The sequence below is a fragment of the Streptomyces actinomycinicus genome, assembly GCF_016741775.1.
GTDB lineage: Bacteria > Actinomycetota > Actinomycetes > Streptomycetales > Streptomycetaceae > Streptomyces > Streptomyces actinomycinicus.
In genome coordinates, this window is sequence record NZ_JAERRK010000008.1 from 265,409 (window position 1) to 289,068 (window position 23,660).

Annotated in this window: 24 protein-coding genes; 13 read left to right on the forward strand and 11 right to left on the reverse strand. The window is 71.9% G+C overall.

Annotated elements, in window-relative coordinates:
* Positions 1 to 33: 33 nt before the first annotated feature.
* Entirely contained in the window at positions 34 to 1,296 is a 1,263-nt protein-coding gene (locus JK359_RS18905) for a VWA domain-containing protein (protein WP_201837031.1), read from the forward strand.
* Positions 1,296 to 2,078: a hypothetical protein gene (locus tag JK359_RS18910; protein WP_201837033.1), complete on the forward strand. Its 783-nt coding sequence runs from the start codon at positions 1,296 to 1,298 to the stop codon at positions 2,076 to 2,078. The genes JK359_RS18905 and JK359_RS18910 overlap by 1 nt, the downstream gene beginning before the upstream one ends.
* 171 nt (positions 2,079 to 2,249) lie before the next feature.
* Here JK359_RS18910 and JK359_RS18915 read toward each other — a convergent pair whose 3' ends face one another.
* A complete protein-coding gene (locus tag JK359_RS18915) occupies positions 2,250 to 2,987 on the reverse strand; it encodes a dienelactone hydrolase family protein (protein ID WP_201837034.1) in 738 nt (245 codons plus the stop codon).
* A gap of 265 nt (positions 2,988 to 3,252) precedes the next feature.
* Positions 3,253 to 3,879: a winged helix-turn-helix transcriptional regulator gene (locus tag JK359_RS18920; protein ID WP_201837035.1), complete on the reverse strand. Its 627-nt coding sequence runs from the start codon at positions 3,877 to 3,879 to the stop codon at positions 3,253 to 3,255.
* Between the two features lie 81 nt (positions 3,880 to 3,960).
* Between JK359_RS18920 and JK359_RS18925 the strand changes: the two genes are divergently transcribed.
* The 5 genes from JK359_RS18925 to JK359_RS18945 all read left to right on the forward strand — a co-directional run bounded on the left by JK359_RS18925 (position 3,961) and on the right by JK359_RS18945 (position 9,673).
* Complete coding sequence (locus JK359_RS18925; RefSeq protein WP_201837036.1) at positions 3,961 to 5,169, forward strand: pyridoxal phosphate-dependent aminotransferase; 1,209 nt, start codon at positions 3,961 to 3,963, stop codon at positions 5,167 to 5,169.
* A 208-nt stretch (positions 5,170 to 5,377) separates the two neighbouring features.
* A complete protein-coding gene (locus JK359_RS18930; protein ID WP_307788175.1) occupies positions 5,378 to 7,183 on the forward strand; it encodes a trypsin-like serine peptidase in 1,806 nt (601 codons plus the stop codon).
* 446 nt (positions 7,184 to 7,629) lie between these two features.
* On the forward strand, positions 7,630 to 8,238 hold the full coding sequence (locus tag JK359_RS18935; protein ID WP_201837037.1) for a histidine phosphatase family protein: 609 nt from the start codon (positions 7,630 to 7,632) through the stop codon (positions 8,236 to 8,238).
* Between the two features lie 249 nt (positions 8,239 to 8,487).
* Positions 8,488 to 9,198, forward strand: coding sequence for a hypothetical protein (locus JK359_RS18940; protein ID WP_201837038.1), 711 nt, complete (start codon positions 8,488 to 8,490; stop codon positions 9,196 to 9,198).
* Positions 9,199 to 9,250: 52 nt separating this feature from the next.
* The gene (locus tag JK359_RS18945) at positions 9,251 to 9,673 is read left to right on the forward strand and encodes an acyl-CoA thioesterase (protein WP_201837039.1); all 423 of its coding nucleotides are present in this window, start codon (positions 9,251 to 9,253) and stop codon (positions 9,671 to 9,673) included.
* Positions 9,674 to 9,782: 109 nt separating this feature from the next.
* Here the strand turns inward: JK359_RS18945 and JK359_RS18950 are convergent, their stop codons facing one another.
* The gene (locus JK359_RS18950) at positions 9,783 to 10,637 is read right to left on the reverse strand and encodes an NAD(P)H-binding protein (protein WP_201837041.1); all 855 of its coding nucleotides are present in this window, start codon (positions 10,635 to 10,637) and stop codon (positions 9,783 to 9,785) included.
* A 95-nt stretch (positions 10,638 to 10,732) separates the two neighbouring features.
* Between JK359_RS18950 and JK359_RS18955 the strand changes: the two genes are divergently transcribed.
* Together JK359_RS18955 and JK359_RS18960 are read left to right on the forward strand one after the other, a co-directional pair.
* Positions 10,733 to 11,530 carry an AraC family transcriptional regulator gene (locus tag JK359_RS18955; RefSeq protein WP_201837043.1) on the forward strand — a complete coding sequence of 266 codons (798 nt, stop codon included), beginning with the start codon at positions 10,733 to 10,735 and terminating at the stop codon, positions 11,528 to 11,530.
* A 162-nt stretch (positions 11,531 to 11,692) separates the two neighbouring features.
* On the forward strand, positions 11,693 to 11,995 hold the full coding sequence (locus JK359_RS18960; RefSeq protein WP_307788179.1) for a peptidase inhibitor family I36 protein: 303 nt from the start codon (positions 11,693 to 11,695) through the stop codon (positions 11,993 to 11,995).
* Positions 11,996 to 12,099: 104 nt separating this feature from the next.
* On the opposite strand, the gene JK359_RS18965 is transcribed toward JK359_RS18960, so the two are convergent.
* From JK359_RS18965 to JK359_RS19000, 8 genes are all read right to left on the reverse strand, one after another.
* A complete protein-coding gene (locus JK359_RS18965; RefSeq protein ID WP_201837045.1) occupies positions 12,100 to 13,467 on the reverse strand; it encodes a nucleobase:cation symporter-2 family protein in 1,368 nt (455 codons plus the stop codon).
* A gap of 315 nt (positions 13,468 to 13,782) precedes the next feature.
* A complete protein-coding gene (locus tag JK359_RS18970; RefSeq protein ID WP_201837046.1) occupies positions 13,783 to 15,168 on the reverse strand; it encodes an 8-oxoguanine deaminase in 1,386 nt (461 codons plus the stop codon).
* Between the two features lie 69 nt (positions 15,169 to 15,237).
* Positions 15,238 to 16,650: a nucleobase:cation symporter-2 family protein gene (locus JK359_RS18975; protein WP_201837048.1), complete on the reverse strand. Its 1,413-nt coding sequence runs from the start codon at positions 16,648 to 16,650 to the stop codon at positions 15,238 to 15,240.
* A 64-nt stretch (positions 16,651 to 16,714) separates the two neighbouring features.
* Positions 16,715 to 17,638, reverse strand: coding sequence for a factor-independent urate hydroxylase (gene pucL, locus JK359_RS18980; RefSeq protein ID WP_201837049.1), 924 nt, complete (start codon positions 17,636 to 17,638; stop codon positions 16,715 to 16,717).
* A gap of 3 nt (positions 17,639 to 17,641) precedes the next feature.
* Positions 17,642 to 18,037 (reverse strand): hydroxyisourate hydrolase, encoded by a 396-nt coding sequence (gene uraH / locus JK359_RS18985; protein WP_201837051.1) that lies wholly within the window; start codon positions 18,035 to 18,037, stop codon positions 17,642 to 17,644.
* Between the two features lie 4 nt (positions 18,038 to 18,041).
* Positions 18,042 to 18,554 carry a 2-oxo-4-hydroxy-4-carboxy-5-ureidoimidazoline decarboxylase gene (gene uraD, locus JK359_RS18990; protein WP_201837053.1) on the reverse strand — a complete coding sequence of 171 codons (513 nt, stop codon included), beginning with the start codon at positions 18,552 to 18,554 and terminating at the stop codon, positions 18,042 to 18,044.
* Between the two features lie 239 nt (positions 18,555 to 18,793).
* Positions 18,794 to 19,156, reverse strand: coding sequence for a helix-turn-helix domain-containing protein (locus JK359_RS18995; protein ID WP_201837055.1), 363 nt, complete (start codon positions 19,154 to 19,156; stop codon positions 18,794 to 18,796).
* Positions 19,153 to 19,416 (reverse strand): YkoF family thiamine-binding protein, encoded by a 264-nt coding sequence (locus JK359_RS19000; RefSeq protein WP_201837057.1) that lies wholly within the window; start codon positions 19,414 to 19,416, stop codon positions 19,153 to 19,155. Before JK359_RS19000 ends, JK359_RS18995 begins: the two co-directional genes overlap by 4 nt.
* Before the next feature lie 159 nt (positions 19,417 to 19,575).
* On the opposite strand from JK359_RS19000, the gene JK359_RS19005 reads away from it, so the two are divergent.
* The 4 genes from JK359_RS19005 (at position 19,576) to JK359_RS19020 (ending at position 23,640) form a co-directional block, all read left to right on the forward strand.
* Complete coding sequence (locus tag JK359_RS19005) at positions 19,576 to 20,415, forward strand: TIM barrel protein (protein WP_201837059.1); 840 nt, start codon at positions 19,576 to 19,578, stop codon at positions 20,413 to 20,415.
* A gap of 41 nt (positions 20,416 to 20,456) precedes the next feature.
* Positions 20,457 to 21,347, forward strand: a complete 891-nt coding sequence (locus JK359_RS19010; RefSeq protein ID WP_201837060.1) for a 2-hydroxy-3-oxopropionate reductase — start codon at positions 20,457 to 20,459, stop codon at positions 21,345 to 21,347.
* A 174-nt stretch (positions 21,348 to 21,521) separates the two neighbouring features.
* Entirely contained in the window at positions 21,522 to 23,000 is a 1,479-nt protein-coding gene (locus JK359_RS19015; RefSeq protein WP_201837061.1) for a catalase, read from the forward strand.
* A 406-nt stretch (positions 23,001 to 23,406) separates the two neighbouring features.
* Complete coding sequence (locus JK359_RS19020) at positions 23,407 to 23,640, forward strand: hypothetical protein (protein WP_201837062.1); 234 nt, start codon at positions 23,407 to 23,409, stop codon at positions 23,638 to 23,640.
* Positions 23,641 to 23,660 lie beyond the last annotated feature (20 nt).

Here is a 23,660-nt window from a genome sequence, read left to right on the forward strand (position 1 = left end):
GAGTCTGGCCCGTCTGATCAATAAGATCCGGCGATGATCAGAAGACAACGGCTGGCAGCGGGCGTCTGTGCTCTGCTCGCCGCCCTGACGGCCGGGATCGCGTTCCCGGCCGGAGCGGTCGCCGACGAGACGGACCAAGCCGCTCCGAAGGTCGAACTGGTGCTGGACGTCAGCGGTTCCATGCGGGCCCGCGACATCGACGGCGGCACCCGGATGGCCGCGGCGAAGCAGGCGTTCAACGAGGTGCTGGACGCCACCCCGGAGGAGGTCCAGCTCGGCATCCGGACCCTGGGCGCCAACTACCACGGCAACGACCGCAAGCAGGGCTGCAAGGACACCGAACAGCTCTACCCGGTCGGCCCGCTCGACCGGACCGACGCCAAGACGGCCGTGGCCACGCTGGCACCGACCGGCTGGACCCCGATCGGGCCCGCGCTGCTGAAGGCCGCGGACGACCTGAACGGCGGTTCCGGCACCCGCCGTATCGTCCTGATCAGTGACGGCGAGGACACCTGCCAGCCGCTCGACCCGTGCGAGGTGGCCCGGGAGATAGCCGCCAAGGGCATCGGGCTGACCATCGACACCCTCGGCCTGGTGCCGGACGCCAAGACCCGCGATCAGCTCAGCTGCATCGCGGACGCCACCGGCGGCACCTACACCGACGTGCGGCACAAGGAGGAACTCTCCGACAGGGTCGGCGAGTTGGTGGACCGGGCGGCCGATCCGGTGGTCACGCCGGTCGCCACCGAGGGAGCGGGCAGCTGCGAGCGGGCGCCGGCCCTGAAGTCCGGGCTGTACACCGACCGTGCCGAGTTCGGGCAGCAGCGCTGGTACAAGGTGGACGTCGAGCCCGGCCAGGAGCTGCGCGCCTCGGTGAGCGTGGCGGACGACCGGGCCGTCGGCCCGAACTACGGTGTGCTGCTGCGGGCGGTGACGGAGCACGGCCGGGAGATCGTGCGCGGCGAGGCCGCCGGCACCGGCCGCACGGACGTCGTCTCCACGGGGCTGCGCTACCCGAAGGCCGACAGCGACGACGACACGGCGACCGCGGAGACGGTGTGCCTCCAGGTCACCAGCTCCTTCTCGGCCGCGGCCGGGGTGAAGACCACGCCCGGTCTGCCGTTGGAGCTGACCGTGGACGTCGTGGACGGGCCCTCGGGACACCATGACGTGGCCGCCTTCGGGCTCGGCCGTGGCTGGTGGCTGCTGGGTGCCCTGGTGCTGATCGGCTTCCTGGCGGGTCTGCTGTGGGGCTGGCTGTCGCGTTGGCGGGTCGCGGTCTGGAGGACGAACTGATGCGTATCACACGTGCGCTGGGCGCCGCCCTGCTGACGCTGGGGCTGGCCGCGGGGCCGGCCGCCGCCGACACCTCGCCCTCACCGAGCGCCTCCGGCGACGACAAGGCGCCCACCCGGGCGGGCACCTCGTTCCGTACGGCCACGGAGATCGAGCAAGGGCAGAAGGCCACCGCGTCCGGTTCCACCGGCGACTACCTGTACTGGTCGTTCCCCGCGGACACCGGTCAGCGGCCGACCGTCGAGGCGACGGTGAAGCTGCCGGACACGCACGGGGCCGAGACCTGGCAGCTCGACGTGTACGACGGGCTGCGGCGCCGGCAGGCCTGCCAGTACGGCGCCGCGACCCGCACGGCCGCGCAGGACGCGGGCTCGGTCGAGCTGGCCTGTGTGCTGCGTACCGTGCGCGGCTGGTCGGAGCCGTGGGCGAACGACCCGCTGCCGGGCACGTACTACGTCCGGCTGACGGTCGTCGGCCTCCGTGCCGCCGATCTCGGTCAGCCGGTGGGTGCCGAGGTGCGGGTCGGCTCCAAGGACATCGGCGGGGGCGCCGCGGTGGACGGGGCGCTGGGCAAGCCGCTCGTTCCCGGGATCGCCGTCAAATCCGAGAAGGAGGACGACGGTTCGAAGGGCGCGGTGCTGTCCAGTTTCGGCTCGGACGACGGCTGGTCGTCGGGGTGGTGGTCCGACCGGTGGGTGTGGACCGGGATCGGGGCGGTGCTAGCTGCGCTCGCCGGGATCGGGGGGTATGCGTTGACGCGGGGGTCCGGGCGGCCGTCGTAGCAGCGTGAAGGCCCGCCCGCCGGCGGGCCTTCTCCTTTGCCCGCCCGCGGGCTGGGAGGTGCACGCCGGGGGTTGGAGCCGTCGGGCCGCCGGAGGCCAGAGCCGTCGGGTGGCCGGGGGGCTGTCAGTGCCCGACGCCGGCCACGCCTGGAGCCGGCATGTTCGCCTGGGTCATGTCCCCAGATCCTCCGTCACCGGCAGGCACTCGGCGAGCAGGTCGACGACGTCGCGCCAGGCTCGCTGCGCGTGCCGTGGGTGGTAGCCGACGCCGGGGCGCACGGTGTGGTCGACCGGCGGGTGGTGGAACGCGTGCAAGGCGCCGCCGTAGACCGTGAGGCGCCAGTCGACGCCCGCGGCCTGCATCTCGGCTGTGAATGCGTCCCGTTGCGAGGGCGGCATGATCGGGTCTTCCGACCCGACCCCGGCCCACACCGGGCAGCGGATGCGCGCCGCCTCGCCCGGTCGGCCCGTGGTCAGTGCGTTGACCGTCCCGATCGCGCGCAGGCTGACGCCGTCACGCCCGAGTTCCAGCCCGACGGCGCCCCCGGTCCCGTAGCCGACGGCGGCGATCCGGTCGGGGTCGGTCCGCGGTTCGGCGCGCAACACGTCGAGCGCCGCATGGCCGATGCCCCGCATCCGGTCGGAATCGGCGAGCAGTGGCATGCAACGGGCCAGCATCTCCTCGGGGTCGCCCACATAGCGCCCGCCGTGAAGGTCGAAGGCCAGCGCGGTGTATCCCAGTTCGGCGAGAGCATCGGCCCGGCGGCGCTCGACGTCGCTGAGTCCCATGCCCTCTGGTCCGAGCAGCACCGCGGGCCGGCGGTCGACACCGGCCGGGAGCGCGAGGTGCCCGATCATCGTCAAACCGTCGGCCGGGTACTCGACCGTACGCGTCGTGATCGTCGTCATGAGACCGGACTGTAGTGATCGTCGGGCCCGGTCCGGCCGGTGTTCTGCCGCTGGCAGAACACCGGGGGGCATCCCTCTGAAATACGGCGAGGGCTCACGAGAACCGTCACAGACCCCGTCCCCACGGCAGCGCCATCGGATCACCTGCCTACGCCACGGTCGAAGGGCGGCCGGGGAGGCCGTCGGTGGGGGCAGGGTCATGCCTCGTGCAGGGCCACCGGAGGCCGGGGGTGCGGGCCGACGGGTCCGGCCGGCGTCGGCGGGGTCATGCCTCGTGCAGGGACTTGGCCAGTGTGGTGTCGCCCGTCACCGTCACGCGGCCGTCGCGGATCGCCGCCGGCAGGTCCAGCTCGCCGCGTGCGACGGCCGCACAGGTCTCCGCGTCCATCGTCAGCCGTGCGTCGGCCCCGTGGGGCGCGAGGCCGTCGGCGTAGAACGGGCCGTTCCCGGCGCCGACGTGCAGATGGAAGTCGCCCTCCTCCAGGTGCACTTCCACGGTTCCCTCGCCCTCGAGGGCCCGCAGCAGCGGCAGTGCGAACCAGTGGGCGCGGACCGCGTCGGTGGGCCTGCGGTCGCCCAGCTCCGCCTCGCCCCACCGGCCCAGTGCCTGCAGCACGGGCAGCAACTCATGCCCCCGCGAGGTGAGTTCGTAGACGTACGCGGCGCCCGGCGGGGGCAGGCGACGGCGGGTCGCGAGGCCGTCGCGCTCCATGTCCTTGAGCCGTGAGGCGAGTACGTCCGTGCTCACGCCGGGCAGGTCCGCGTGCAGGTCCGTGTACCGGCGGGGCCCTGCGAGCAGCTCCCGGACGATCAGCAGGGTCCAGCGGTCGCCGACGAGGTCGAGGGCGCGCGCTGCGGAGCAGTACTGGTCGTAGCTTCGGCGAGGTGGCATGCGACGCAGTCTAGACATGTTGTTGGACTTTCCAAGCTCTCACTTGGTAAAACCAAGTAACACGAGTTCCCGGAGGGGCGCATGGAGTTCCGGCAGTCCAACAAGCTCAGTGAAGTGTGTTACGAGATCCGCGGCCCGGTGATCGAGCACGCCAACGCACTGGAGGAGGCGGGGCACAGTGTGCTGCGCCTGAACACCGGCAACCCCGCGGCCTTCGGCTTCGAGGCGCCCGAGGAGATCCTCCAGGACATGATCCGGATGCTGCCGCGGGCCCACGGCTACACGGACTCGCGCGGCGTCCTCTCCGCCCGTCGCGCGGTCGCCCAGCGCTACCAGACGCTGGGCCTGGCGGTGGACGTCGACGACGTGTTCCTCGGCAACGGCGTCTCGGAGCTGGTCTCCATGGCCGTACAGGCACTGGTCGAGGACGGCGACGAGATCCTCGTCCCCGCGCCGGACTTCCCGCTGTGGACGGCCGTCACGACCCTCGCCGGCGGCAAGGCGGTGCACTACCTCTGCGACGAACAGGCCGACTGGAACCCGGACCTGGCCGACATGGCGTCGAAGATCACCGACCGCACCAAGGCCGTGGTCATCATCAACCCCAACAACCCGACCGGCGCGGTCTATCCGAAGGAGGTCGTGGAAGGCATCCTCGACCTGGCCCGCCGGCACGGGCTCATGGTGTTCGCCGACGAGATCTACGACCAGATCCTGTACGACGACGCCGTCCACCACTCGGCCGCGGCGCTCGCCCCGGACCTGGTGGTGCTCACCTTCTGCGGTCTGTCCAAGACCTACCGGGTGGCCGGCTTCCGGTCCGGCTGGCTGGTGGTCACCGGCCCCAGGCAGCACGCCAAGGACTACCTGGAGGGCCTGACCATGCTGGCCTCCATGCGGCTGTGCGCCAACGCGCCCGCCCAGTACGCCATCCAGGCCGCGCTCGGCGGACGCCAGTCCATCCGCGAACTGACCCTGCCCGGTGGCCGGTTGCACGAGCAGCGGAACGTGGCCTGGGAGAAGCTGAACGAGATCCCGGGCGTGTCCTGCGTCAAGCCCAAGGGCGCGCTGTACGCGTTCCCGCGCATCGACCCCAAGGTGCACGCGATCCACGACGACGAGAAGTTCGTCCTGGACCTGCTGCTGCGCGAGAAGATCCAGGTCGTCCAGGGCACCGGTTTCAACTGGCCCTCCCCCGACCACTTCCGCATCCTCACCCTGCCGCACGCCGACGACCTGGAGGCGGCGATCGGCCGGATCGGCCGGTTCCTGGGCGGGTACCGGCAGTAGCCCACGTGGCTCGTTTCGCTCAGGTGTGCGAAGATCACCCGGCAGACGACCGGGGGCTGCGCGTGGAACGGGCCCATGAGCCGCCGGTGCGCGCCCGACCAGCGCCGCACCGCCCGCCCCCCCTGGTCCGGTTCCGGCAGACGACCGGTCCGTGCCGGCAGACCACCGGTCCGGTCCCGGCAGACCATGCAGATCAGGGGGAGCATCAGTGTTCTCGTACGGACAACGCCGTACGGCCGTCGCCGTCGTGTGCGCGGCGCTGCTCGGCCTCGCGGCCCCGGCCGCCCGGGCCGACGCGCCCGCACCGTCCGGGGCCCGGGCCGGGCAGGAGGCACGGCAGGCCGCGCAGTTCTGGACCGCGCAGCGCATGGCCGACGCCCGGCCGCTGGACACGGTGCGCGACACGCCCGCGGCACCGGGCACGTCGGCCGCGGCCGCGGCCCGGCCCAAGGGCACGCTGTTCAAGGGCACGCGGCTGGTCGGCACGTTCTTCGGGTCGGACGGGCCGCGCGGCACCACCTGGCACTGCACCGGCAGCGTGATCGACACCCGGGCCCGCGACATCGTGCTCACCGCGGCGCACTGCGCGCTGAACATGAAGAGCGACTACATCTTCGTCCCGAAGTTCGTGAAGGGCGCGGCCCCCGACCGGCAGCCGTACGGCATCTTCCACATCCAGCGGATCTTCATCGACCCCCGGTACGTGCCCGACCGCGGCTCCACGACCACCAAGAAGGCCGCGTCCGACCTGGACACCGCGTTCGCCCGGGTCTCGGCCAACCAGCAGGGCAAGTCCCTCCAGGACGCGGTGGGCGGCGGACTGACCTTCACCCGGCCCACCGGTTACACGCACCGGGGCGTCACCGTCGTCGGCTACCCCTCCTACCGGCACAACGGCGCCGGACGCGCCGTCAAGTGCACGGTGCCGACCAAGCAATTGCGCGGCTACCGGCAGATGTCGATGACCTGCGGCGGCTACTACGGCGGGGTCTCCGGCAGCCCCTGGATCACCGACTACAAGGACGACGCCCGCAGCGGACACGTCATCGGCAACCTCGGCGGCTACAACGGCGGCGGCAACGACGCCAACGTCGACTACATCAGCTACGCGACCACCTTCGGCGCCGAAGCCGCGAACCTCCTCGCGAACGCCGTCACCGATCAGGCCCCGCCCGCCGACCTGCCCCCGTACCGGGGTCTGAAGGGCACCTTGCCCGGCGGCGCGGCACGCTGGCGCAAGGCCGCGCTCACGGCGACCGGCGAGTACACCGGCGACCGGCACGGCGATCTGCTCGTCGTCTGGTCCGACGGCGCCGTCACCCTGTACCCCGGAGACGGCAAGGGCGGGTTCGGGGCCGAGAAGCAGCTGCGCAAGGCCAACTCGACCTGGACCCACGCCAGGACCGTCACCGGCGGCGCCTTCGCGGGCGGCACCCGGTCCGCGCTGCTGGTGCGCTGGTCCGACGGCGAGGTCACCCTCTACCCGCAGCCCGGCCCGTCCGGCCTCGGCCGCGAGGTCCGGATGGCGCCGCCCGGCTCCGCGTGGAAGAACGCCGTCCAGTTCGCCACCGGCCCCTTCGCCGACGACCAGGGCACCGGCCTGCTGGTCCGGCGGTCCGACGGCTCGCTGACGCTGTACACCGGGGTCGGTGCCGGCGGCTTCGGCACCGGCACACGGCTCGTCGGGGCGAACGGCACCTGGACCAAGGCGACCCTGCTGACCGGCGGCGACTTCGGCGGCACGGGCGCCGGGGACCTGTTCGTGCGCTGGTCGGACGGCTCCCTCGACACCTACACGGACCTCTCTGCCGCGGGGCTCGGCACCAGGACCCGGGTGCGCGGTCCGAACGGTCTGTGGAAGCACGCCCAGGTGATGACCGCCGGCGGCCTCCGTTCCGGCAGCCGCGCCGACGACCTGGTCGTGCGCTGGTCCGACGGCGAGACCACGCTGTACGCCGGCACCGGCACCAAGTCCCTCGGCACCGAGTACACACTGGTCCATCCCGGCACCTGACCGTCAGCGGCGCGACCGTCTCGCCCGGCTTCGCCGAACGGGGGACCGGCATCGCCGATCGGGACCGGGAACGCCGAACGGGGGATCGGCATCGCCGATCCGGACCGGGCCGACCCGGGGCCGGCTTCACCGACCCGGAGACCCCGGAGCGCCGAACCGGGGACCGGCTTCACCGACCCGGAGACCGGGAACGCCGAACCGGGGACCGGCATCGCCGATCCGGACCGGGCCGACCCGGGGCCGGCTTCACCGACCCGGAGACCGGGAGTGCCGACCGGGAGCGCCGAACCGGGGGCCGGCTTCACCGACGCGGGGGCCGGCATCGCCCACGGCTGCGCGCGGCGCCCGTTCGCGTTCCCCTCGAGAGCGGGCGCCTCCCCGGGAGAACGGCCGTCTGGCGCACCCCGTCCTGCGTGCGGCCGTGCCCCTGTGACACCCTGCCGTCCATGGGTGATCTCTTCCTCGTCCGGCACGGTGAGACCGAGTGGTCGCGGTCCGGCCGGCACACCGGCTCGACCGACGTGCCCCTCACCGAGCACGGACGGGAGGAGGCACGCCGGCTGGTGCCGTTGGTCCGCTCGCACCGGATCGGGGCGGCGTTCGTCAGCCCGTTGCAGCGTGCCCGGGAGACCGCGCAGCTCATCGGCGTCCCGGACGCACGCGTCGACGCCGACCTGCGCGAGTGGGACTACGGCGGCTACGAGGGCGTGACCACCGTGGAGATCCAGCGGGAACGGCCCGGCTGGTTCCTCTTCACGGACGGGGTCGCGCCGGGCCCGCCGGACCACCCGGGTGAGACACCGGAGCAGGTCGGAGAGCGCGCCGACCGGATGCTGGCCAAGGTGGACGCCGCCCTCGCCCATACGGAGGGCGCCGTCGTACTGATCGCCCACGGTCACTTCCTCCGCGTGCTCACCGCCCGCCGCCTGGGCCTCCACCCCCAGCACGGCGCCCTCTTCCAGCTCGCGACGGGCACCCTGTGCCGCCTCGGCACGGAGCACGGACGCCCGGTGGTGGCGGGGTGGAACATCCGGCCGGAGGAGGGCCGGACCTGAGAGCACCCCCGGCGCCGTCCGGCCTCCGGGGCGGCCGCAGGGCCGGCGGGGCGCACGCGGCCGGGGCCGGGGCTGGGGCCGGGGCTGGGGCTGGGGCTGGGGCTGGGGCTGGCCGCAGGGTCGGCGGGGCGGACGCGGCCGGGGCCGGGGCGGGGGCCGGGGTGTTGTCAGTCCTCGCTCGTACGCTTCGAGTGGGTCGTCCAGTGGTGGTGGCCCGCGACGGAGGACGGCGTCGGAAGGAGAACAGCCGTGTCCCGAACGCCGACGGCAGCACAGCGCCGGGTGATCGAGGCCGCCGACCCGGTCACCGGTCGGCTGCGCGGTACGGAGTCCCAGCTCGCGGCACTGGTGAAGCGGGGACTGGCCTTCCGGCATCCCCGGCCGCCGCACGACCACTTCCTCACCCCGGCCGGCCATCGCATACGTGAGGCGGTTCCCGAGGTGCCGGCCGGACCCGCGCCGGACACCGGCGTTTTCACGGCGCGCGTGGGCGGCGAGGAGGAAGCGGCCGAGCCGGGGCCGGCCCGGCGGCGCGAGGTGCACAGTGCCTGGCAGGGGCTGCTCGAGCTGCGCCGGATGACGAATCCCGACGGTGCCGTGGACCGGCCGTGCGGCTGGGAGCGGACGCATCTGGTGCGGGCCGCGGCGCTCGCACTGGAGGCGGCCGGACACCGCCCCGCCGCCGGAGACCACTCCACCGGGGAGGACCGCTCCACCAGGGAGGACCGCTCCACCAGGGAGAATGGCTCCACTGGGGAGGGCCGCTCCACGGGGCGGGCCGCGGGTGGTTACCGGGTCCGGGCGACCCCGCAGCCGGAGGCCGTCGCCGTGTACGCGCCGGACGGGGAGACGCTGGCGGCCTGCGCGGCGACGCTGGAGCGGGCCGGCTGGCAGGCGGGCGAGTACACCGAGCCGCGGACGAGAGCCCGCTATCTGCTGGCCTCGCCGCGCCGCGCCTGACCGGCATGTCAGGATCGGTCGACCGGAGTTCCGCACGCGAGAGAGGCAAGCAGTGGCCGAACCGTTTTCCGTCCGTGTGACCGTCCGCGGCTACGAGACCGACACGCAGGGACACCTCAACCAGGCGGTGTACCTCAACTACGCGGAGCACGCCCGCTGGTCGCTGCTCCAGGCGGCCGGGATCAGTCAGGCCGGGCTCGTGGGCCGGGGGGTGGGCCCGGTGGCGCTCGAGACGACGATCCGCTACCAGCGCGAACTGCTCGCCGGGGACGAGGTCGACGTGACCTGCGAATTCGAGTGGGGCGAGGGCAAGACCTTCCGCATACGCCAGGAGATCCGCAAGACCGACGGCACGCCGGCGGCCGAAGTCACCGCGGTGGGCGGCCTGCTGAGGCTTGACGAGCGCAAGCTGGTCGCCGACCCGCGTGAGGTCTTCGAGGAACTGGCCGCGGACCCGTCCCTGTTCGGCCTGTAGCCCACGAAGGAGCCCGGCCGTCGGACGGCTGCGGGCCGGTCCTCGGCGTAGTCGGCCGCCCGCGCCCCGGCGACGCGGCTGCCCGCCGCCGGCTTCGTCGCCCGGCCCGTCAACTCCCGCTGAATGCCGCGCTGTTGTCCCGCACCCACTGCCGGTAGGTGTGCGCCGCCCGGCCCAGTACCTCGGACACGTCGGCCGTGACCACCGCGTTGCGGCCACGGCGGACGTACTCGAGGCCGGTCAGGACGGCCTCCGCCCGGGCGTCGTCGAAGCCCCAGGCGGTGCGGAGGAATTCGCGGGTCCCGTCCGGCGAGAGGTCGTTCGTGGGGACCGGGCGGCCGAGAGCGGAGGCGAGCACCGCTGCCTGCTCCGGGACGCTGATCGCCTCGGGCCCGGTCAGGGTGTACGTCCGTCCCGAGTGCCGGCCGTCGAGCAGGGCCTGCACCGCCACCGCGGCCACGTCACGCGGGTCTATCACCCCGGAGGCCCCGTCCCCGGTGAGGTTGGGCACCGGCTCCCCCGCCCTGAGCGCCGGCAGCCAGGTCAGCGTGTTGGACGCGAACGTCGACGGCCGCAGGACCGTCCAAGCGGCCCCGCTCTCCCGCACGGCCTGCTCGCCCTCCAGGTGCCACAGGCCGGACGGGCCGACCTCGGGTTCGCCGGTCCCGATGGCGGAGAGCTTGACCAGCCGGCCCGTCCCCGCCGCGCGTGCCGCGGCCACCAGCGCCCGGTCGTGCCCGGTGGCCGGGCCCGGGACCCCGACGAGGAACGCGGCCGTCACCCCTGCCATGGCGTCCGCGAGGGAGCCGGGGTCGCCGTAGTCCCCGCGGACCGCCTCGACGCCCGCCGACACCCGGGCCTTCCGCGGATCGCGGGTCAGGGCCCGGACCTTCTCGCCGCGCTCCGCGAGCTGTCGTACGACTTCACTTCCGATGGTGCCCGTGGCACCCGTCACCAGAATCATGGGTCAACGGTGCCCCGGGCGGGGCGGCCGGCTCTTGGAAAATCCGGCACACCTGACCCCGCCCGCCGTGTGCGCGGGACCCGTACGGTGGGGGAATGCCGAACGCGACCGCCGAGCAGGCCCTGATCACACCCGAGGCGCTGCGCCCCTGGATCGCCGGTGTGCGCAGCCCGCACCTGACCGGGCCGGCCGGACAGGCCTTCGTACAGCTGCCCGACGCCCTGCCCAGGGTGGTGCTGCGCGTCACGGCGGACGGGCACCGGGACGTACTGGTCCTGGGACCGCGGGTGCGCGCCACGTACCACGAGAGCAAGGCGCTCGTCTCCTGTGTGGAACTGCGCCTGGCGCCCGGCACGGCCCGGCCGCTGCTGGGCGTCCCCGCCGCCGAACTCCTCGGGGCAGCCCTGCCGTTGGAGGTGCTGCCGGGCGGTGCGGCACGCCGGCTCGCTGCCGGACTGCGGTGGCTCGGTCCCGAGGAGGTGGTGCCGTACCTCGCCGAGGCACTTCCCGGGCTGCTGCCGGCCTCCGCGGACCCCTCGTACACGGCGCTGCTGCGGGCCGGGGCCGAGGCCCTGTCGGTCCGCGCCGACCGCACGCCTGCCCAGGTCCGTGACGTCGCACGCGAACTGGCGCTCAGTGAGAGGCAGTTGCGCAACGTGTTCGCGGACGGCGTCGGAGTCTCCCCGAAGCAGTACGCCCGCATCAACCGCGTCCGCACGGTACTGACCCGCGGCACGGGCACGCCCTGGGCCGAAGTCGCCGCCACCACCGGCTACTACGACCAGTCGCACATGACGTCCGACTTCCGGGCCGTGATGGGGGTGCCGCCACGTTCCTTCTTCTCGGGCCGGCTGCCCCTGCCGACGCCTTGCCGGGCGACGCGGCGGCCCTGACTTTGGGGCCGGTGTGTCACCCGTTGGGCGGTACTGCCGCGGACCCGGGCGTCGGGAGACTGGTGGTCCTTGATCATCCACACGAATGGAGAACAGCGCGTGCGCCTGCGTGTCTGGTCGGCCGGAGCGGTTCTGGCAGTGGCAGCCGTCGTCCTTCCCACCGTGAGCCCGGCAGCGGCACACACCGGCCAAGCGGGGCCCCCGCCGTGCCCGGGTGGCTCGGTGTGCTTCTACTCCGGCTCCGACTACCACGGCACGAGCTGGGAGTGGACGGCCGGCAGCGGCTACCGCGACCTGCCGCCGGCCCTGCACGACAACGTGGGCTCCTTCGTGGCGGGCACGGACGCCTGCTTCGTCAACTGGGATCCGAAGGAGACCCGGCAGGTGCACAACGGCGACTGGCGGCGCGCCTACGGCTCGGACTTCGGCGGCCGTGTCGACGGCGTCAACGGCGGCACCTGCTGAGCCGGCCATGACGCGTGCGTCACCCCGGCGGTGCCGGGGTGACGCACGGGGGCAGGTGATCGTGGCGGCATCCGCGTGAGCGGTGTGCCGAGCCGGCACCGGCCTCAGTGGACAGCGGCGATCTCTTCCCCCGCCTCCATCGGATGGGTGACGTCCTGGGCCTCACGGCCCTTGCCGAGGTGGTTGAAGAGGAGGTTGAGCACGACGGCCGTGACGCAGCCCGTGGAGATGCCCGAGTCCAGGACGATCTTCGCGGTCTCGGGGAACGCGTGGTAGAACTCCGGCGCGGTGATCGGGATGATGCCGACCGCGAGGGACACCGCGACGATCAGGACGTTGTTGTCCCGGTCCAGGCCGGCCCGCACCAGGGTCTGGATGCCGCTCGCGGCGACCGATCCGAAGAGGACGACGCCCGCGCCGCCGAGCACCGGGCGGGGCACGACCGCGATCAGTGAGGCGGCCATCGGGCACAGGCCCATCAGGACCAGGAAGCCGCCGCCCGTCGCGACGACGTACCGGCTGCGGATCCGGGTCATCGCGACCAGGCCGATGTTCTGGGCGAAGGCGCTGCACATGAAGCCGTTGAAGAGCGGGCTGAGCGCGGAGCCGAGGGTGTCGGCGCGCAGGCCGGCCGCGATGGTCTTCTCGTCGGCGGGCCGCTCGACGATCTCACCCAGGGCCAGCATGTCGGCCGTGGACTCCGTCATCGAGACCACCATCACCACGCACAGCGAGAGGATCGCGGCGAGCTGGAACTGGGGGGCGCCGAAGTGGAAGGGGGTGGGGAAGCCCACCACGTCGGCGTGGGCGACGGGGCCGAAGTCCGTGGCGTCGAACGGTATCGCCACGAGCGTGCCGACGACCAGGCCGAGCAGGACGGCGATCTGCTTGACGAAACCGCGGGTGAACCGGCGCAGCAGCAGGACGATCAGCAAGGTGGCGCCGGCGAGGGCGAGATAGGTCGTGGAGCCGTAGTCGTCGGCCTTCGGGTCGGGGCCCTGGGCCCAGCCGAAGGCGACCGGCAGCAGGGAGACGCCGATCAGGGTGATCACGGAGCCGGTGACGACCGGCGGGAAGAAGCGGATCGCCTTGCTGAAGAAGGGAGCGGCGAGGAAGCCGAGGAGGCCGGCGACGATGACCGCGCCGAAGATGATCGGCAGGGCGTCGGACTTGTCGTCGGTCGAGGCGACGACCGCGGTCATGGGGGCGACACCGGCGAAGGTGACTCCGTTGACGAAGGGCAGCCTGGCACCGATCTTCCAGATGCCGAGCGTCTGGAGGAAGGTGGCGAGGCCGGCGGTGAACAGGCAGGCACCGGTGAGGAAGGTCAGGTCGGTGGCGGACAGGCCGATGGCCGCGCCGACGATGAGCGGTGGGGCGACGACTCCGGCGTACATGGCAGCCACGTGCTGCAGGCCACTGGTCGCCATTTTGAGGGCGGGGAGTTTCTCGTCTACGGGATGGGCGGCCACGGCGGCTCCTCCGGTCGGGTAACACGTCTTCGTCGGCGTGGGTTCTGGAGGTGGTGCGGGTGGGCAACGCGGTGCCTCCCTGCCGGGCCGAAGCCGAGTGGTGGGGGGAGGGACCGTGACGGGGGCTGCTGGAGCGGTTGGTGAGCGGTGCGGAGGTGACCGTCTCCGGGGTGCGCGCATGGGCACACACCCCGGAGACGGCTGCCGTGGATCCCGCTCGGACCCACGGTCCCGGCCGGGAGCCGTCCCTCCCGGCCGGAGTCTGCGAAATCTCTGCGGCGGACCGGCCCCGGGGCGGACCGGCCGTGCCGCGGTTCAGGCCTGCGCGGCGATCCGTGCCAGGCGCCGGGCCTCCTCGCGGGTGCTCGCCGCGACGGCATCCTCGTCGACGGTGAGCAGGCGGCCGTTCTCGACGATCTGCCGGCCGCCCACGAAGGACGCGGTGACCGGGGCCGCCGCGCCGAAGACCAGGGCGGTCACCGGGTCGGCGATGGAGGCGTGGGCGAGCGTGTCCATCTTCCACAGCACCAGGTCGGCCAGCTTCCCGGCCTCCAGCGAGCCGGTCTGCCCGGCCCGACCGAGGACCTGGGCGCCACCGTGGGTGCCGAGCCGGAGCGCCTGACGGGCGTTCAGCGCGGCCTCGCGGTGGGCGCCGAGGCGGTTGATCAGCAGGGCGTTGCGCAGCTCGGTGTGGAGTTCGCCGGACTCGTTGGAGGCGGTGCCGTCGACGCCGAGACCGACCGGGACGCCCGCCTTGAGCATGTCGGGGACGCGGGCGATGCCGGCCGCGAGGCGGGCGTTGGACGACGGGCAGTGGGCGACACCGGTCTTGGTGCGGGCGAAGGCGGCGATGTCGGAGTCGGTCATGTGGACGCAGTGCGCCATCCACACGTCCTCACCGAGCCAGCCCGTGGACTCGAAGTAGTCGGTCGGGCCCATGCCGAACAGCTCGTGGCAGAACTTCTCCTCCTCCACGGTCTCCGAGCCGTGGGTGTGCAGCCGGACACCCAGCCGGCGGGCCAGCTCGGCGCCCTGGCGCATGAGTTCGGTGGAGACGGAGAACGGGGAGCACGGGGCGACGGCCACCTGCGTCATGGCGTCGAAGGAGGCGTCGTGGTGCTTCTTGACGGTCTCCTCGGTCGCCGCGAGCGCACCCTCCAGCGTCTCGACGGCGAAGTCCGGCGGCAGGCCGCCGTCCTTCTCGCCGCGGTCCATCGAGCCGCGGGCCAGCGTGAAGCGGACACCCGTCTCGGCGGCGGCCCGGATGATCGAACCGGACAGGTCGCCGCAGCCGCGCGGGAAGACGTAGTGGTGGTCCATGGCGGTCGTGACACCGCCGCGGGCCATCATGGCGAGCGAGCCCTGCGCGGCCGCGTAGGTCATCTGCTCGTCGATGCGTGCCCAGACGGGGTAGAGCGCGACGAGCCAGTTGAACAGGTTGTGGTCGGTGGCCAGGCCCCGGGTGATCCACTGGTAGAAGTGGTGGTGGGTGTTGACCAGGCCGGGCGTGGCCAGGTGGCCGCTCGCGTCGATCCGGCGCACCACGTTCTCCAGGCCTTCGGGGGCCTGTCCCGCGCCGACCGACTCGATCCGGTTGCCGGCGAGGACGAGGTGCCCGGAGGCGTACTCGGTGTCACCCGCGTCCACGGTCGCGATGGCGCAGTTCTCGATGACGATGCGCTGGGCTGCCGATGGTGCCATGGTGCTTCCTTGTCTTTCAGTGGCGGCCCGTGGAGGGGGAGGTGTCCACGGGGAGGGCACGGCAGGACCCTAGGGCGATTCGAGTGCCGGGGCCGGTCGGCGGCTCCGGGTGCCGAGATGGTGGAAGAACAGATTGAGCAGGACTGCCACGAGGGCGCCGGCGCTGATGCCGGAACCGAGCACGGTCTGCGCCCAGGCCGGGAAGTCGGCGTAGAAGGCCGGTGCGGCCAGCGGGATGATGCCGGCGCCGAGGGCCACGGCCACCAGGATGATGTTGGAGCTGTCGTCCAGGCCCGCCCCGGACAGCGTACGGATGCCGCTGACGGCGATCGAGCCGAAGAGCACGATACCCGCGCCGCCGAGCACCGGCATGGGGACCAGCGAGACGACGGCGCCGAGGACCGGGAACGCACCGAGCACGAGCAGGGCGCCGCCCGCGACGGCGACGACGTAGCGGCTGCGCACCCGGGTGAGCGAGACGACACCGACGTTCTGTGCGAAGGCGGAGGTGGGGAAGCCGCCGAAGACCGGGCCGAGCAGGGTGGCGATGCCGTCGGTGCGCAGGCCGCGGGTGATGGTTCCCGCGTCGGCGCGGCGGTCGCAGATCTCGCCGAGGGCGAGCATGCCGGCGCTGGACTCGGTCATCAGCACCAGCATCACGATGCACAGCGACAGGACGGCCGCGGGCTGGAACTCGGGCGCGCCGAAGGCGAACGGGGTGGGCAGCGCGGCGACGGGCGCCGACTTCAGTCCGCTGAAGTCGGCCATGCCGAACGGGATCGCGGCCAGGGTGCCGATGAGGAGCCCGAAGAGCAGGGCGATCTGTCGGACGAAGCCGCGGCCGAAGCGCTGGATCAGCAGGATGACGGCGAGCGTGAACCCGGCGAGCGCGAGGTGCCGCATGGCTCCGAAGTCGGCGGCGGTCCTGTCGCCGCCCTGCGCCCAGCTCACCGGCACGGGCATCAGCGTCACACCGATCAGGGTGATGACCACGCCGGTGACCAGGGGCGGGAAGTACCGGAGCAGCCGGCCGAAGAACGGGCCGAGCGCCAGGCAGAAGACGCCGGCGACCATCACCGCGCCGTAGATCGCGGGGAGTTGGTGGCCCTTGCCGTTGGTCTCGGCGATGGCGAGGATCGGGGCGATGCCGGCGGAGGAGGCGGCGTTGACGAAGGGCAGCCGGTTGCCGACGAGGCCCTTGACGCCGATGGTCTGCAGGACGGTCGCGACGCCGGCGATGAGCAGGCTCGCGGCGATCAGCCGGGTGCGGGCCGCGATGTCGAGTCCGCAGGCCTGGCCGATGATGAGCGGAGGAGTGACAACGCCCGCGTACATCGCGGCGATGTGCTGGAGTGCGGCGGGGACGAGCCGCGAGAAGTGGAGCTTCTCGTCCACCGGGTGCACGGACGTGACGGCGTCCTCGGTGTGCACCGGCGGGGTGGAACACGGGGCTGTGGCGGGCCCCTTCGCAGGCTGTGCCATTTCGTTCCCTCCGGTGTTGCGCGCCCCCGGCCGGCGGGCCGGGGGCGGGGGCGCGCGTCCCGCGTCAGAGGTTGGTCATGTCGACCGGGATACGGGCCTCACAGCCGTCCCGCAGGATGGTGGCCTCGATGAGGCCGTAGGGGCGGTCGGCCGCGTAGTAGACCTCGTTGTCGTTCTTGAGTCCGAACGGCTCCAGGTCCACCAGGAAGTGGTGCTTGTTCGGCAGCGAGAAGCGGACCTCGTCGATCTCGCCGCGGTTGTTGATGATGCGCGAACCCATCTGGTAGAGGGTCTGCTGCAGCGAGAGGGAGTACGTCTCGGCGAAGGCCTGGAGCATGTGCTTCTTGACCTGCTCGTAGGACTTCTCCCAGTTGGGCATCTTCTGCTCGTCGTCGGTCCAGTTGAACCGCCAGCGGCCGGAGACCTGGGTGGCCAGGATGCGGTCGTACGCCTCCTGGAGGGTGGTGTACTTGTCCTTGATGTAGCCCCAGAACTCGGAGTTGGTCGAGTTCATCACGACCAGGTCCTTCAGGCCGGAGACCACCTCCCACTTCTCGCCGTCGTAGGTGATCTGGGTGACGCGGACCTCCTGGCCCTTGCGGACGAAGGAGTGCTTGACCTCGTCGGCGCCGATGAACTTGGAGTTGGCGTCGGAGGTCTCGATCCGCTCCCAGGCGTACTCCTCGATCCGGATCCGGGCGCGCTGGATCGGCTCCTGCGAGGTGACGAAGTGGCGGGCGAGGTGGATGCCGAACTGCTCGGCGGACTCGATGCCGTATTCCTTGGCGAACGCGTACACCGTGTTCTTGGTGGTGTCGGTCGGCAGGCAGTTGGCGTTCGAGCCGGAGTAGTGGACCTCTTCCAGGTCGCCGCTCAGCGCCACGGACACGTTGAGGTCCTTGATGTGGTGGGTCGCGCCGTCCCGCGTGATCTTTACGACTCGGTTCTCGGCCTTGCCGTACTGGTTCTGTCCCAGGATGGTCGGCATTAGCTAGCTCCCTCGGTAAACGGAGTAGCCGAACGGGTTGAGCAGCAGCGGTACGTGGTAGTGCTCGCCCGGCTTGACGGCGAACGTGATCGCCACCTCCGGGAAGAACACACCGGGTCCGCTGTCCCGATTCGCGGGGGCGTCCTGCTGCGCATCGGCTTGCTTCTTCTCGAAATACGGCTCGACGGCGAAGTCCAGCCGTACGTGGGTCGTCCCTTCCGGCAGCGCCGGCAGGTCCTTGCACCGGCCGTCGGCGTCGGTCGCGGAGCCACCGAGGGGCTGCCAGTCCCTGTCGCGCCCGGAGCGGGCGGCGAGCTGGACGGCGACGCCCTCGGCGGGGCGGCCGATCGAGGTGTCCAGGATGTGTGTGGACACGGAGGCGGTGGTGCTGGTGCTCATGGTGTCAGGCGTCCTCTTCGACGAGTCGGGCCAGTCGGATGCGGTTGATCTTGCCCAGCTCGGTGCGGACGATCTCCCGCTCCTGCTCCGGGGAGTTGCCGATCCGCTCCTTGACCGCGTCCCGCATCTGCTCGCCGGTCCGGCCGCTGGCGCAGATGAGGAAGACGTGCCCGAACTTCTCCTGGTAGGCCAGGTTCAGTTCGAGCATCTCCGTCTTCAGCTCGTCGGAGGCGCCGGCCATGCCGCGCTGCTCGCGGGCGGAGGTCGGGTCGCCGGGCTTGGGGCGCCCGATCGGCGGGTGCCCGGCCATCGCCTCCTGAAGGTCCGCGGTGGTCAGCTCGGCCATGGCGGCGTCGCCGGCGTTGTAAAGGTCCTCCGCGGTGGCGTACGGGCGGCCGGCGAGAAGTCGCCTGGCCCACTCGGTGGAGGCGCACGCCTCGTGGAGGGCGGCGAGCGCCGCCGGCTCCTCCAGGTCGTTGAACCGGGCCAGGCCCGGGGGCGTGGAAGTCGAAGTCACGGGAGCCTCCGTGGCCGGATTCGGCCTTCGTGCTGAACGGGCTGCCGATAGCTAACGCCCCCGGAAACGCCACGTCAACACTTTGTTGAAAAATCCGCGTAACAAGAGGGACCCGGCGGCTGGGGCGGCAGCCCCCGAAGGGGCGCGAGGAACGGCGCGATCAGCCACCGCCATGCAGCAGCCGCCCGACGACACCCGTGGCACCCCCGAGGCACACTCGGCCGCCCCCGGCCGAGCGCCTACGCACCCTTCTCCCGGTTGAGGTAGTTGTAGACGGTGAAGCGGCTGACGCCGAGCGCGCTCGCCACGGTCTCCACCCCGTGGCGCACGGCGAAGGCGCCCCGCGCCTCCAGTATGCGCACCACCTCCTGCTTCGCCTTTCGGTCCAGGTCGGCCAGCGGCCGGCCCTGCCGGCGCTCCATGGCGGCGAGGATGTGGTCGAGGGAGTCGGCCAGCTGGGGCAGGCGTACGGCGACCACGTCGACGCCCTCCCAGGCGAGGACCACGTCCTCGGCGCCGGCCTCGTCGGGCGGGATGATCTCCCCGCCCATGGCGTCGACCAGCGGCTTCACGGCCGCGATGAAGGGCTCGTCCCCGGTCATCTATCGCCCTCCCCGCTCTCGTCGCCGATCACGTTGACCTGCAGCGAGACCCGGGTGGCACCGGCCTCCAGGCTCTTGCGCAGCAGCGCGTCCACGGCGGTGAGCACGCGGTCGGCGCCACCCTCGGCCGTGTTGCCGAACGGGCCGACGTCGACGGCGTCCAGCTGGGCCGTCTCGATGACCTCCCGCGCCGCCAGGGCGTGCGCGGGCGCCTCGTCCAGGTCGAACGGTTCGGTCGTGAACTCCACTCTCAATCGCACGCGCACAACCTAACGCCCGGGACGGCCCTGCGGGCAGCCCTGCCGGACCACGTGACGGACCCCCCTTGACAAGCGGCGACACACGGCGGCAATCTTCCATTACGCAGAAACGAACTTCCGTAATACGGAATCTGGACAACGGAAGGGAGCGCGGCCCGAATGGGATTTGCAGACCAGCGCTTCAACGTCAACCTGTCGATCCTCTTCACGGAACTCCCGCTCCTGGAGCGTCCCGCGGCCGCCGCCGCGGCGGGCTTCTCCGCGGTCGAGCTGTGGTGGCCCTGGATCGACTCCCCCACCCCCGAGCAGTCCGAGCTGGACGCCCTGAAGAAGGCGATCGAGGACGCGGGCGTGCAGCTCACCGGGCTGAACTTCTACGCCGGTCAGCTGCCGGGCCCCGACCGCGGTGCCCTTTCGGTGCCCGGCGCGGAGTCGGAGAAGTTCCGCGCCAACATCGATGTCGCCGCCGGCTTCGCGGCCTCCCTCGGCTGCAAGGCGCTCAACGCGCTGTACGGCAACCGCGTCGAGGGCGTGGACCCGGCCGAGCAGGACGCGCTCGCCCTGGAGAACCTGGTCCTCGCGGCGCAGGCGGCCCACCGGATCGGCGCGATCCTGCTGATCGAGGCCCTCAATCAGCCCGAGTCGCCGCTGTACCCGCTGGTGTCGGCACCGGCCGCGGTCGGCGTCGTCGACAAGGTCAACGCGGCGACCGGTCTCGGGAACGCCACGTTCCTCATGGACCTGTACCACCTGTCCATGAACGGCGAGGACCTGCCCGCGGTCATCGAGCGGTACGCGGCGAAGACCGGGCACGTGCAGATCGCCGACAACCCCGGCCGCGGCGCCCCCGGGACGGGTTCGCTCCCGCTGGAGGAGCTGCTCGGCCAGCTGAGGAAGGCCGGTTACGACGGCTGGGTCGGCCTCGAGTACAAGCCGGGCGACCGCCCGAGCGCCGAGGCCTTCGACTGGCTCCCGCGCGAAGCGCGCGCCGCGCGCTGAACCCCCGACTTCGCCAAGCAGTGCAGAGAGGCACCCCTGATATGAGCAACCTCCCCAAGATCGCCTGGATCGGCCTCGGCATCATGGGCTCCCCCATGTCCGAGAACCTGATCAAGGCGGGTTACCAGGTCACCGGCTTCACGCTGGAGCAGGACAAGCTGGACCGGCTGGCCGCCGCCGGCGGCACCGCGGCCGGCTCGATCGCCGAGGCCGTGCGCGACGCCGACGTCGTGATCACCATGGTGCCCGCCTCCCCGCAGGTCGAGGCCATCTCCTACGGCCCCGACGGCATCCTGGAGAACGCGCGGCAGGGCGCCCTGCTGATCGACATGTCCTCGATCACCCCGCAGACCTCCGTGGACCTCGCCAAGGCCGCCGCGGACAAGGGCATCCGGGTACTGGACGCCCCCGTGTCGGGCGGCGAGGCCGGTGCCATCGAGGCCGTACTGTCGATCATGGTCGGTGGCGAGCGGGCCGACTTCGACGAGGCCAAGCCGGTCTTCGACGCCCTCGGCAAGACCATCGTGCTGTGCGGTCCGCACGGCTCCGGCCAGACCGTGAAGGCGGCCAACCAGCTGATCGTCGCCGTGAACATCCAGGCGTGCGCCGAGGCCGTGGTCTTCCTGGAGAAGTCCGGCGTGGACCTGCAGGCCGCGCTGGACGTCCTCAACGGCGGCCTCGCCGGCTCGACCGTGCTGACGCGCAAGAAGGACAACTTCCTCAACCGCGACTTCAAGCCGGGCTTCCGCATCGACCTGCACCACAAGGACATGGGCATCGTCACCGACGCCGCCCGCAACGTCGGTGCGGCCCTGCCGGTCGGCGCCGTGGTCGCCCAGCTGGTGGCCTCGCTGCGCGCCCAGGGCGACGGCGGCCTGGACCACTCGGCCCTGCTGCGGGCCGTGGAGCGCCTGTCCGGCGCCCAGGTCTGACAGCCCTCCCCCAGACTTCCGGGCCGCGGCGCCGCTGACACCTGTCCTGTCGCGCCCAGGCGGCGCCGCGGCCCGGAATCTACTTCAACAAACTGTTGACGCTCAGATCGCCCCACTCCTAGGCTCCACGAAGCGGAAACAGGTTTCCGCTGACACCCGCACGGAAGGTCCACGATGTCGAAGCGCGTGCACACGGCGCGAACTCTCACCACGGAGTCCGGCGCCCCGGTCGCAGACAACCAGAATTCCGCCTCCGCCGGCATCGGCGGCCCGCTCCTGATCCAGGACCAGCAGCTGCTGGAGAAGCTCGCGCGTTTCAACCGCGAGCGCATCCCGGAGCGTGTGGTGCACGCCCGTGGCTCCGGCGCGTACGGCCACTTCGAGGTGACGGACGACGTCACCGGCTACACCCACGCCGACTTCCTCGGCGAGATCGGCAAGCGCACCGAGGTGTTCGTGCGCTTCTCGACGGTCGCCGACTCCCTCGGCGGTGCCGACGCGGTCCGTGACCCGCGGGGCTTCGCGGTGAAGTTCTACACCGAAGAGGGCAACTACGACCTCGTCGGGAACAACACCCCGGTGTTCTTCATCAAGGACCCGATCAAGTTCCCCGACTTCATCCACTCGCAGAAGCGGGACCCGTTCACGGGCAAGCAGGAGCCCGACAACGTCTGGGACTTCTGGGCGCACGCCCCCGAGGCCACCCACCAGGTCACCTGGCTGATGGGCGACCGCGGCATCCCGGCGTCGTACCGGCACATGAACGGCTACGGCTCGCACACCTACCAGTGGACGAACGCGGAGGGCGAGGCCTTCTTCGTCAAGTACCACTTCAAGACGAACCAGGGCATCCGCAGCCTGTCCGCCGAGCAGGCGCAGGAACTGGTCGGCAAGGACGCCAACTCCCACCAGACCGACCTGCTCCAGGCGATCGAGCGCGGCGTGCACCCGTCCTGGACGCTGTACGTCCAGATCATGCCCGCGGCCGAGGCGGCGGACTACCGCTTCAACCCGTTCGACCTGACCAAGGTCTGGCCGCACAAGGACTACCCGCTGCAGCGCGTGGGCCGCCTGGTCCTCGACCGCAACCCCGACAACGTGTTCGCCGAGGTCGAGCAGGCCGCGTTCTCCCCGAACAACTTCGTGCCCGGCATCGGCCCGTCCCCGGACAAGATGCTCCAGGGCCGCCTGTTCGCCTACGCCGACGCCCACCGCTACCGTCTCGGTGTCAACCACACCCTGCTCGCCGTGAACGCCCCCAAGGCGGTTCCGGGCGGCGCCCGGAACTACGGCCGTGACGGCTACATGGCGGTCAACGGCCAGGGCCGCGGTGCCAAGAACTACGAGCCGAACTCCTACGACGGCCCGGTCGAGACCGGCCGCCCGCTGTCGGCTCCGCTGGCGGTCGCCGGCCACACCGGCACCCACGAGGCTCCGCTCCACACCAAGGACGACGACTTCTTCCAGGCGGGCGAGCTGTACCGCCTGATGTCGGAGGACGAGAAGTCCCGCCTGGTCGCGAACATCGCCGGCGGCCTCTCGCAGGTGTCCCGCGACGACGTGATCGAGAAGAACCTGGCTCACTTCCACGCCGCCGACCCCGAGTACGGCAAGCGCGTGGAGGAGGCGGTCCGCGCACTGCGCGAGGACTGAGACCGGGCAACCACGAAGCAGCGTACGGGATCTGACGGGAGGTCATGATCCCGTGCGCGGCCCGCGCAGTACGCCGGACGGCCCGGATGAGGGGTGGTCGCCGGGCGGAGGGCGCGGGCAGGGCGAGGACCGCGGTGGCTTGCGAGCCAGTGCGGTGGTGAAGGATCCGGGTCCCCTTTTCGACCAGAGGGAAGGGGTCCGGCTCCGTCGCGGCCACCGCGGTCCCAGCCAGCCCCCGGCGACGGGGGCCACCCGCTCCGTCCGGCGGCGCGAATGTCCTGTCGCGCCCAGCCTCGCGCCGTCGGACGGCCACCATGTGACACCGAAGCGCCCCCTGCCCGGGGGGCGCTTCGTGCCGTTCCGGCTCCGGCGTGCGCGCCGGCCGCATCCGCAGGACGCTGATGCCATGGCGAATCCGACTCAGTACCCGCACATCGTGGTCCATGCGCCCGCCCTGGACGGCTCCCGGCGGGTCACCGAGGGGGACGTGATCCTGGGGATCGCGTCCCACCTGGACGACGTCGTGGAGATCCTCCGGCTGGCCGACCTGGACCGCATCGAGGTGGAGGAGAACGACCTGATCGAGTGGCAGGGCGGCGGCCCGGACGACTGGCCCGGGCTGTCGGAGCACGAGCTGTAGCGGCGAACGCGTACGTCATG

Coding starts and splice junctions, on each gene's coding strand:
- JK359_RS18935 (WP_201837037.1), top strand. CDS start 7,630: ATGGGTGATCTCTTCCTCGTCCGGCACGGTGAGACCGAGTGGTCGCGG.
- JK359_RS19010 (WP_201837060.1), top strand. CDS start 20,457: ATGAGCAACCTCCCCAAGATCGCCTGGATCGGCCTCGGCATCATGGGC.
- JK359_RS18995 (WP_201837055.1), bottom strand. CDS start 19,156: ATGACCGGGGACGAGCCCTTCATCGCGGCCGTGAAGCCGCTGGTCGAC.
- JK359_RS19015 (WP_201837061.1), top strand. CDS start 21,522: ATGTCGAAGCGCGTGCACACGGCGCGAACTCTCACCACGGAGTCCGGC.
- uraH (WP_201837051.1), bottom strand. CDS start 18,037: ATGAGCACCAGCACCACCGCCTCCGTGTCCACACACATCCTGGACACC.
- JK359_RS18955 (WP_201837043.1), top strand. CDS start 10,733: ATGCCGAACGCGACCGCCGAGCAGGCCCTGATCACACCCGAGGCGCTG.
- JK359_RS18915 (WP_201837034.1), bottom strand. CDS start 2,987: ATGACGACGATCACGACGCGTACGGTCGAGTACCCGGCCGACGGTTTG.
- JK359_RS18970 (WP_201837046.1), bottom strand. CDS start 15,168: ATGGCACCATCGGCAGCCCAGCGCATCGTCATCGAGAACTGCGCCATC.
- pucL (WP_201837049.1), bottom strand. CDS start 17,638: ATGCCGACCATCCTGGGACAGAACCAGTACGGCAAGGCCGAGAACCGA.
- JK359_RS18920 (WP_201837035.1), bottom strand. CDS start 3,879: ATGCCACCTCGCCGAAGCTACGACCAGTACTGCTCCGCAGCGCGCGCC.
- JK359_RS18910 (WP_201837033.1), top strand. CDS start 1,296: ATGCGTATCACACGTGCGCTGGGCGCCGCCCTGCTGACGCTGGGGCTG.
- JK359_RS18925 (WP_201837036.1), top strand. CDS start 3,961: ATGGAGTTCCGGCAGTCCAACAAGCTCAGTGAAGTGTGTTACGAGATC.
- JK359_RS18905 (WP_201837031.1), top strand. CDS start 34: ATGATCAGAAGACAACGGCTGGCAGCGGGCGTCTGTGCTCTGCTCGCC.
- JK359_RS19020 (WP_201837062.1), top strand. CDS start 23,407: ATGGCGAATCCGACTCAGTACCCGCACATCGTGGTCCATGCGCCCGCC.
- JK359_RS19005 (WP_201837059.1), top strand. CDS start 19,576: ATGGGATTTGCAGACCAGCGCTTCAACGTCAACCTGTCGATCCTCTTC.
- JK359_RS18975 (WP_201837048.1), bottom strand. CDS start 16,650: ATGGCACAGCCTGCGAAGGGGCCCGCCACAGCCCCGTGTTCCACCCCG.
- JK359_RS18950 (WP_201837041.1), bottom strand. CDS start 10,637: ATGATTCTGGTGACGGGTGCCACGGGCACCATCGGAAGTGAAGTCGTA.